Source organism: Rheinheimera sp. UJ63, assembly GCF_021568285.1.
In the GTDB taxonomy this organism is placed as follows: Bacteria; Pseudomonadota; Gammaproteobacteria; order Enterobacterales; family Alteromonadaceae; genus Alishewanella; species Alishewanella maricola.
Window position 1 is genome coordinate 117,081 of the sequence record NZ_JAKGTQ010000007.1, and the last position, 9,683, is coordinate 126,763.

7 protein-coding genes are annotated in these 9,683 nt (G+C 48.3%); 5 read left to right on the forward strand and 2 right to left on the reverse strand.

From position 1 onward, the window contains the following. The 4 genes from L1N97_RS15495 to L1N97_RS15510 are packed head-to-tail and all read left to right on the forward strand — an operon-like array spanning position 1 to position 4,335. A complete protein-coding gene (locus tag L1N97_RS15495) occupies positions 1–996 on the forward strand; it encodes an HlyD family secretion protein (RefSeq protein WP_236130415.1) in 996 nt (331 codons plus the stop codon). Next, positions 996–2,177 carry an efflux RND transporter periplasmic adaptor subunit gene (locus L1N97_RS15500; RefSeq protein WP_236130416.1) on the forward strand — a complete coding sequence of 394 codons (1,182 nt, stop codon included), beginning with the start codon at positions 996–998 and terminating at the stop codon, positions 2,175–2,177. The genes L1N97_RS15495 and L1N97_RS15500 overlap by 1 nt, the downstream gene beginning before the upstream one ends. A gap of 1 nt (position 2,178) precedes the next feature. Further along, on the forward strand, positions 2,179–3,414 hold the full coding sequence (locus tag L1N97_RS15505; protein ID WP_236130417.1) for an ABC transporter permease: 1,236 nt from the start codon (positions 2,179–2,181) through the stop codon (positions 3,412–3,414). A gap of 12 nt (positions 3,415–3,426) precedes the next feature. Further along, entirely contained in the window at positions 3,427–4,335 is a 909-nt protein-coding gene (locus tag L1N97_RS15510; protein ID WP_236130418.1) for a sialidase family protein, read from the forward strand. Positions 4,336–4,356: 21 nt separating this feature from the next. Here the strand turns inward: L1N97_RS15510 and L1N97_RS15515 are convergent, their stop codons facing one another. Further along, positions 4,357–4,956 carry a redoxin domain-containing protein gene (locus L1N97_RS15515; protein ID WP_236130419.1) on the reverse strand — a complete coding sequence of 200 codons (600 nt, stop codon included), beginning with the start codon at positions 4,954–4,956 and terminating at the stop codon, positions 4,357–4,359. 40 nt (positions 4,957–4,996) lie between these two features. Continuing rightward, positions 4,997–7,057 carry a protein-disulfide reductase DsbD family protein gene (locus L1N97_RS15520; protein WP_236130420.1) on the reverse strand — a complete coding sequence of 687 codons (2,061 nt, stop codon included), beginning with the start codon at positions 7,055–7,057 and terminating at the stop codon, positions 4,997–4,999. A gap of 228 nt (positions 7,058–7,285) precedes the next feature. Between L1N97_RS15520 and L1N97_RS15525 the strand changes: the two genes are divergently transcribed. Beyond that, complete coding sequence (locus L1N97_RS15525; protein ID WP_236130421.1) at positions 7,286–9,526, forward strand: TonB-dependent receptor; 2,241 nt, start codon at positions 7,286–7,288, stop codon at positions 9,524–9,526. The last annotated feature ends 157 nt before the right edge of the window (positions 9,527–9,683 follow it).

The following is a 9,683-nucleotide window of genomic DNA, read 5'->3' on the forward strand; positions in this document are numbered from 1 at the left end:
ATGCCATTTCGACTGCTACTCTCTAGCCTGGTTTGTTTCGGCTTAATTAGCTGCACACCCGCACCAGAAACGAGCAATAATGAGCAACAACGCCAAACGGTACGAGCAACGGGTCAGTTAGCCGCAGCCACTTTTTTTACCATCACCCCTCCCAGTGTCGGCCGCTTATGGCAATACAATATTAAAGAAATGGCGCCAGAAGGCAGTTTGTTGCAACAAGGCATGCCGGTAATTGGCTTTGATAGCCAAAGCGTACAAGACGAGCTGCGTAATAAAAATATTGAACTGCGCAGTGCAGAGCAAGAATTGGCCAACCGTTTAACCGCTGATGAACAACGTTTTGAGGAATTAAAACTGCAATTAGCCGAACGCAAAAACGACCATGATCGTGAACAGCGTAAGGCCGAGATAGTGGATAACTCTCGCTCTGCAAATGATCGCCGAAAATCGCAGATCGACTTCACTATTGCGAAAAGTCAGTATCAATTAGCGCAAAGTCGTTTAGATTTTCATCAACAACAGCGCGATGCCGAGCAACAAATTATTTCCTCGAAAATTGCCCGCTTAAGCGCTGAGGTAGAACAATTAAAACGGGAAGTCGCGTCGTTAAAAATTAGCGCGCCCTTTGCCGGCATCATGGTGTATGTACCTAATTACAATGGCGAAAAATCATCGGTTGGCGATACCGTTCAGTTTGGCCAACCCATTGCCGAAGTTAGCCAATTAGAAAGTTTGTATATCAAAACTGAAATTGATGAAGTTGATTTAAAGTACCTTCGTAGCGGCCTAGTGGTGCAAATTACCTTAGATGCCTATCCCGAGCGCAACTTTAGTGGCGTGCTGACCGATTTAGGCACTGCGGTGCGCAACAAAACAGCCGAAAATCTTAGCCGCGTCGTCGATGCCAGTATCAAACTCGACGAAACAGATTTGGCTATTATGCGCCCGGGTATGAGTGCGCGCTTACAAATTCGTTTAGCGGCAGGAGGTGAATAATGCGCTATGCCGTTATGTTAGCCGGTAGTTTGCTTCTACTCAGTGGTTGTGGTGAAACCGACGAGAACGCAGCCTTATTAACACTGCAATCGAGCACGCTTGAACACCGCATTCAAGCTGAAGGGGAGTTATTTGCCGTTAACGCCATTAGCATCAATGCGCCTCAAAGTACCCGAGGCCCCCGTTTTATCGCCGAGATCACCCCAGAATACAGCAGTGTTTCACCCGGAGATTTGGTGATCCGTTTTGATGCGACGCAGTTAGAACGCAGCCGGCGTGATGCCAGTAATGCTTTATCTGGCGTACTGGCCGATCAAGACTTTAAAGGCACTCAGCAACAAGCAGAACTGTCCACTATTGGTTTAGATCAGCGCCTTGTGCAGCAAGAATTTGCCTTTGCCGACCGTTTTAGTATTGATGATATCCAAATACGCTCACGCCTAGAAATCTTAGACTCGATGCAAAATAAAGAGTTTTTAGGTGAAAAGCAGTCTTACTTAGATTGGCAACAACAAAGTTTTGCCAACCGCTCGCAAGGCGAACTCGACTTGCTACAACTGCAAAAAGGGCAGCAACAAAGCTTATTGACCCAGGCTGAAACGGGCTTAGCTGCACTCGAAATCCGCGCTCAACACAAGGGTATTTTGCTGTATGACAGCAACTGGCGCGGTGAAAAACCCGAGGTGGGTCGGATGGTGTTTCCCGGCGAAAAGCTGGGCAGTATTCCAGACTTAAGCTTACAACATGTCAAACTGCTGATTATTGAACAAGAGTCAGTTGGCTTAGCGGTCGATCAACCGGTGTTTTTTCGTTTAACCGCTCGCCCAGAGCAAGTACTTGAGGGCCGCATCCAAAGCGTGGGTCAAGTGGCGCAATCGCGCGAACGTCGCGATCCGCGCCGCTATATTGAAGTTATCGTGGCACCAAGCGCCCAACAAGATTTCTTTTTACCGGGAGCAAAAGTACGCGCTGAGATTTTAGCTAACACCTTGCCGGAGGTGTTAGCGCTACCCTTGCAAGCCATTTTCAGCGATGAAAAAGGCCAATATGTGTGGCAACAACGCGGCGGCAGTTTGCAACGACAAGCCGTAAGCTTAGGTGCTAAAAGCCTAACACACGCCGAAATTATCGAAGGCCTAAGCGCCGGCGATCGTATCAGCTTATTGCCACCGGAGAACTAACATGAAACATAGCGCCATGCTAAAAGATACCTTGGCTGAGTTGGCACAACATAAACTTCGTACCTTTCTAACCTTACTCGGTATGATATTTGGTGTAGGTGCGGTAATTGCGATGCTTAACATTGGTGAAGGCGCCGAACGCGAAGCCTTAAAAACCATTGAAACCATGGGGCTGCGCAACATTATTGTTGAGAGCAAAACCTTTGACGAAAAAACCTTATTAGAGCATCGCAAACATTCTTTAGGGCTGAGCCAAAGCGATCTGCAAGCGGCCGTGACAACGCTACCTAACATCACCGGCTTTAGCGCCGAGCGCCAGCTCGAAACCTATGCCATTATCAGCCACAGCGGTAAAAGCGAAGGTTTAGCCGTGGGTGTATTACCCAGTTATATGGCACTTAGTAGCTTGCCATTTGCTAGCGGCCGTAACTTTACAGAGCAAGAAGACCTGTATGCCGCACAAGTGGCCGTGCTCGGCTCACAAATGGCCGCTAATTTGTTTCCTGAAGGCGATGCACTTGGCCGTTATGTTAAAGTCAATCATGTCTGGTTAGAGGTTATCGGCGTGTTGGCCGAGCCCTATAACAGCCAAAACGAATTTCAGGGTATTAAGCTGGGTGGTGAACAAAACCAACTGTTTATGCCGCTACAAACCGCCCGCAGCCGCTTTCGCAGTATTCCTCTGGATGCCGAACTCAGCTCGTTTCGTTTACAGTTAACCGAAGGTGCCAATAGCGCCGTCGCAGCCCGCGCCCTAAACTATTTATTGCAGCAACGTCATCATGATATTGATGATTTTCGCTTAATCGTACCCGCGGCGTTATTAGCACAGCAGGAGCAAACACAAAAAATATTTAATATTGTGATGTCCTGTGTGGCGGGTATTTCGTTGCTGGTAGGCGGTATTGGTATTATGAATATCATGCTGGCCACGGTGTTAGAACGCACCAAAGAAATTGGTTTATTACGCGCTATTGGCGCCACTAAACGCGATATTAAACTGCAGTTTGTTGCCGAAAGCTTCACCATCGCTATTGTCGGCGGCATCGCCGGTATTCTGTTTGGTATTATTCTCTCTGAATTAATTGCTTTTTATTCTGGTTGGGCGGTGTCCTGGTCAATCCCAGCTATCGTGCTAAGCTTTAGTATCTGTGCGTTAATCGGTGTCGCTTTTGGGGTTTATCCTGCCATTAAAGCCTCAGAGTTGGATCCGATCACGGCCTTACAAACAGATTAATACGGAGTCACCATGCACAGTCGCTGTATTTGGCAACAAGGTGAGCACAATGCCTTTACCGACTTAATTGCTTGGCAGGGTGCGCTGTGGTGTGTGTTTCGCGAAGCTACAGCTCATGTTTCGCCTGATGGTGCTTTTCGCGTGCTACGTTCAACCGATCACGGCAATAGCTGGCACAATATGGCGTTAGTGCAGCATGCTGCCGCCGACTTACGTGATCCCAAATTCAGTTGCCACCCCGATGGCCGCTTAATGCTTTTAGGCGCCGGTGCGTTGCATGATAAAAGCCAGGGCAGTCATCAATCCTATATTTGGTATTCAATCGACGGTGCAGTGTGGTCTGCCGCGCAAGCGGTCGGTGATATTAACTTTTGGCTATGGCGACTGACTTGGCACGGCCAGCAGGCTTATGCTTTGGCTTATTATGTTGGCCGCCCCTCACTATCGCGGTTATATATTGGCGATAGCACCCTGCAATTTAAGCTACATGAAGATATTTACCAAGGCAGTTATGCCAATGAAAACAGTTTGCTATTTCAACCTGATAACACCGCGTATTGCCTATTGCGCCGGGATCCTGAGGTAGGGCTCTTAGGACGCAGCACACCCCCTTATCGCCAATGGCACTGGCAAGCATTAACGGCGCGAATTGGTGGCCCACACTGGCTACAATTAGCCGATAACCGCGCTGTGGCTTGCGTCAGATTATATGATGATAGGGTGCGTACCAGCCTCTGCGGTATTAACATGCAAAGTGGTGAGCTAACAGAATGGCTAACACTACCCTCAGGTGGTGATTGCAGTTACGCTGGGATGGTATTACAAGATGACAGATTGCTGCTCAGTTATTATTCGTCACACGAGAGTAAAACGGCGATTTATTTTGCTGCAGTGGCGATCAGTGAGCTGCCGGCTGCTTAAAACCGGCAGCATACTCACCTCTTAGTATTTAACACTGCAGCCATAAGGCTTAGTCACCGCAGGATCCGGCGTTTGACCGGCTAATACTGCGGTTGCAGCATTAGCAAAATACGGCGTAGCTTTAGCAATATCATCTACCTTGGCAGACGGGATGCTATCAATGCCACCCATATACTGCAGCACACCGGCTTTATCAATTACATACATATGTGGTGTGGTACGCGCATCATAGGCTTTACCCATCACACCACTCTCATCAAATAACACCGCTGTTGGCGCGGCACCACGGCTTGTGGTCAGTTCAGCTGATTTTGCGCCATCAATGTGGCCTTGACTGCCGGGCTTAGAGGAAATCACACTGAGCCACACTACGTCTTGCTCGGTATAGGTTTTTTGCAACTGCTGCATATTGCCGTTGTAATGTTTGACCACAAACGGACAATCATGATTGGTCCACTCTAATACCACCTCTTTGCCAGCAAAATCTTTTAGGCTGTGTACCTTACCGGTTGAGTCTTTTACCGTAAAGTCAGGTGCTGGCACACCTACTTGCGGTGCTGCAAACAAGTTAGCCGCAAACAACGTAGCAGCGGCTGCTGCAAGTAATGTCATTTTTTTCATAGGGTTAACTCCTGTAAATGTCCAAATAAATGAAGCGGTGTTATTGACGACTTAACCGCTCTAAGGTTTGCCTGAGCGTATCAGGCGTTAAAATCTGTGGTAACACTTCAGCCGGTTGCCCCGGCCAATACAACACATACAACGGCACGCCCTCGCGTTGATATTGATGCAAATAGGCCGTGATATCGGCATCTTTGAGCGTCCAGTCGCCTTTCAAATAGGTCACATCATATAAGGCTAAGGCGGCTTTACTGCTCTCGGTATTCAGTGCCACCTGTTCATTGACTAAGCAGGTAATACACCAATCGGCTGTCATATTAACCAGTACCGGTTTATTGGCGGCTTTAAGTTCAGCTAAACGTTGCGGGCTCCATGCTGACCAATGCTGCTGTGCTGCATCAGCGGTATTGGTTGAGGTATTAGGTGCAGGAAAACTCACGACATACATGGCTAACACCAGCAGCAGCACGGCAAAGATCGGTTCAGCGATACCTTGTCGGCGCATTTGCCAGCGGCCCCATAACCAACAGGCTGCGGCAATGGCCACCGCACCACACAGCAAAATGGCCAAGGCATCAATACCAACTTGTCGGCCAAAGACCCAAGCCAGCCAAACAGCGCTTAAATACAGTGGATAGGCCAATAATTGCTTTAAGGTCTCCATCCAGGCGCCAGGCTTAGGTAAGGCTTTTGCCAAGCGAGGCATATAGGCAAGTAACAAGAAAGGCAGCGCCATGCCTAAGCCCAAGGCAACGAAAACCAACAAGGCTAACAACGGAGGTTGCGTCACGGCATAACCTAACGCGCCGCCCATAAAGGGTGCGGTACAAGGGCTAGCGACTATCACTGCCAGAACGCCGGTAAAAAACGAGCCTTTACCGCCTTTTTGTTGGGTTAAGGCGCTGCCGGTATTCATCAAGCCCAAGCCAAACTGCACCAAACCCGACAAACTTAAGCCCAAGGCAAATAACAGATAGGCCAGTGCCGCCACGAGCCAAGGGCTTTGTAATTGAAAGCCCCAACCGACCGCACTGCCGGCACTGCGCAGGGCTAACAACACTAAGGCTAAAGCGACGAAACTGAGCACCACCCCCAAACTGTAAAACAGGGCATCTGAGCGCTGTTGTTGCTGCGATCCGGTATTACCCGCAATACTCAAGGCTTTTAACGATAATACCGGGAACACGCACGGCATGAGATTCAAAATAAAACCGCCTGCTGCGGCCATTAATAACACTAACCACAGCGCTGGCGCTGTTTTCGTGGCAGGACTGCTGCTTGCAGCACTATCACTGGCCACTTGCAATTGCACACTGTACCCCTGCCCGGAAGCGCTCACTAACACCACTTCAAATTGCTCTGGCGCACCGGTAAAGTAAGTGTTCAGCGGCTGGCGTAAAATCCACTCTCCTTCACTGACTAATAATTGCTGCGGCGCGGCGTGATCAACTACTTCAGTGGCGCGCACGAAGAAATGCTGAAAATCGATATCAGGCAAGCCACTGATCGCGGCTGACAAGCTGCCTCCGGCAATATCATATTGACCGCTGACCGCAAGTACATTGGGCTGACTCACTTTACCTTGGTTGATCAGGTCAACGGCGGTTTCTGACACGATAGCTTGTGCAGCCACCGCCAAGGTCAGTTCAAAACTGGCTGAGGTGGGAATACAAATCTCTTCACAAACCAGCCAATCAACATTCGCCGCAATATTTAGCTCAGTAGCGGCGTAATCTGCCGGTACGGTTAATTCGCTCAGCAACACGGTGGGGCCGCCGAAACCGTAATTCATTAAAGGGGGAATAGAGAATTGCTGAGGTGTGGGCCATTGAATGGGGCCCGCCGTCACGCCTGCGGGTAGCTGCCAATCAATACTGGTGGGTAAGCCTGAGTCACCTGGGTTAATCCAGTAGGTGTGCCAGTGTTCGTCAGGGATAAAATGCAAGGCGAGTTGCAGTGTTTGCCCAGGCTTTACTGTTTGGTATTCACTGACTAACTCAGCACGTAAATGCTGTGCAGGTTGCCAACCGGTGGTATGTGCAAATAACCCCGGGCTAACACCCAAAAGCACAAAGCACCACAAAGCCGTTAAAAAACGCATCGTCTTATCCTTTAACCATTTACGCTGTTTACGTTATTACAACACTGGCGATCACTTTACTAGTGTTCCTGTTGAAAAATTCGGCTAATTGCAGCAAAAAACACGATAAGCTGGTATATTAACCGCCGCTTTTAACCATGCCACTGTGGTCACTCCAGCACGGCATCGTTATAGGCACATAAACTCATAAAATGACGATTCGCTCACAACTTAAAAGGTGCAATGTTAATGACCCCATTCAGCAAATCTGCCCTAGTCGCTGCGATGCACGCAGCACTGTTCGGTGCAACACTGGGTTTTTCTCCTGCTCTGCTGGCGCAGGAAAGTGACAAAAACCTAGAAACTGAAGAAAAACAACTGGAAACCATCACTATTACCGCACAGCGTCGCAGCCAAAGCATTCAAGAAGTGCCAATCTCTGTGGCCACACTGTCTGGTGAAAAGTTCGACAGTATTTTCTCATCGGGTGATGACATTACCGCTTTAGCGATTAAAGTGCCCGGCCTTTATGCCGAAAGTTCGAACGGCCGTGCCGCACCACGTTTTTATATTCGTGGTTTAGGTAACACCGATTTCGATCTCGCTGCATCACAACCTGTATCTATCGTCATGGATGATGTTGTTATGGAAAACGTGATCTTAAAAAGCTTCCCGTTGTTCGACGTCGAACAAGTTGAAGTGATCCGTGGTCCGCAAGGCACGCTGTTTGGTCGTAACACCACAGCCGGTATCATTAAATTTGATACCGTTAAGCCACGCCAAGAATTCGATGCTTATGTAAAAACGACGGCGGGCACCTTAGGCAGTGCACACTTTGAAGGTGCTGTCGGTGGCGCTTTAACCGATTCACTCTCGGCGCGTTTGTCATTGTTGTCACAACATCGCAGTAACTGGATCGACAATAGCTTCACTGGCCAAAATGATGTGATGGGCGGCTATGATGAGCGCGCGGCACGTCTACAATTCTTATTTGAATCAGATGAATTTGATGCCTTGTTAAATGTGCATAATCGTAACTACGACGGCACATCAACCATGTTCCGCAAAAACATCCTGACTAAAGGCAGCAACGAGTTAAACAACAATTACGATCGTGATGTTGTCGCTTATGATGGCCCGGGTAATAACCGTCAAAACTATGATGCTTGGGGTACCTCGCTGAAAGTTGACGTGAAATTAGAAGAAATGACCCTTACCTCTATCACCGCATTAGAAAAAGCCAGTGGCGGCGGTATTGGTGACATCGACGGTGGTAATGTGAATGAAGCCGGTGATGCTGCAGTAGCCGATGCCGTTACTGAAGATCAACTTAATGGTCTGCGTCAATTTACCCAAGAATTCCGTTTAGCCAGTGATACCAGTAATGCGCTGAGCTGGCAGGTCGGTGCTTACTACTTTGACTCATCCTTTGCGGTGAATACCGTTGATGGTTTCTTTGGTGCCACCGAAGTATTTCACGGCAATACTAGCTGGGCGTTATTTGGTCAAGCAACCTATCAACTTACCGAAAAGCTAACCGTAACGGGCGGCTTACGTTATACCGATGATGAAAAAACCTTCTCGGTTGGCCAACAAAACGTTGATGGTTTTGCGGTAGTGATTGGTTTCGCGTCTGAGCAACAATATGACCCGATCAAAGTAAAAGACGATCAATTAGGCTGGGAATTAAGCGCTAACTATCGCTTAACCGATACGACTAGCTTATTTACCCGCGCCGCTGAAGGTTTCCGTGCGCAAACTATCCAAGGTCGTGATGTGGCATTTGAAGCGCCGCCGTCAGTCGCCGGTGCTGAAACCATTACTTCATTTGAAGTGGGTACTAAGTCTGACTTACTCGACAACACCTTACGCTTAAATGCTGCGCTGTTTTACTACGTCATTGATGATATTCAATTATCAGCCATTGGTGGTGAAACCCAAGGTAACCAGCTAATCAATGCTGACAAAGGCACAGGCTACGGCTTTGAAGTGGATTTTGACTATCGGGTATTAAAAAACCTGATGTTAGGGGGTGGTTTTAGCTATAACAAAACCGAGCTAAAAGACGACAACCTGACTATCGCACCTTGTGGCTCTGGGCAGTGTACGGTGTTAGATCCGGTGGTAAATGGTTTAGCGTTAATTAACGGCAACCCCTTCCCACAAGCACCAGAAACCATCTTAACCTTGAATGCACGCTACGATTATCCGTTAGAAAGCGGTGAAATCTATGTGTATGCCGATTACCAAGTGCAAGGCGACACCAATTTGTTCTTGTATGAATCAGCAGAATTCAACAGCAAAAACAATAATGAAGCTGGCTTACGCGTGGCCTACGTTAACTACAAAAACAGTTATGAAGTCGGTGTGTTTGGCCGCAATATCACTGATCAGGACAACCTGAAAGGTGCTATTGACTTCAGTAACCTGACTGGTTTTGTTAACGAACCACGGGTGTTTGGTATCGACTTCCGGATGAACTTCTACTAAGTCATACCCGCTCATGAAAAAGGCAGCTTCGGCTTAATGCCGGTCAGTTAAGCTGACCGGCATTTTTCTTTCGGACAGGGTATTTCTGCTTACTCGACTTTAGGCAGCGAGGATAACATCGCTCTCGGCGTCCAGGTAGTAAGAAGTAGGACGCCAT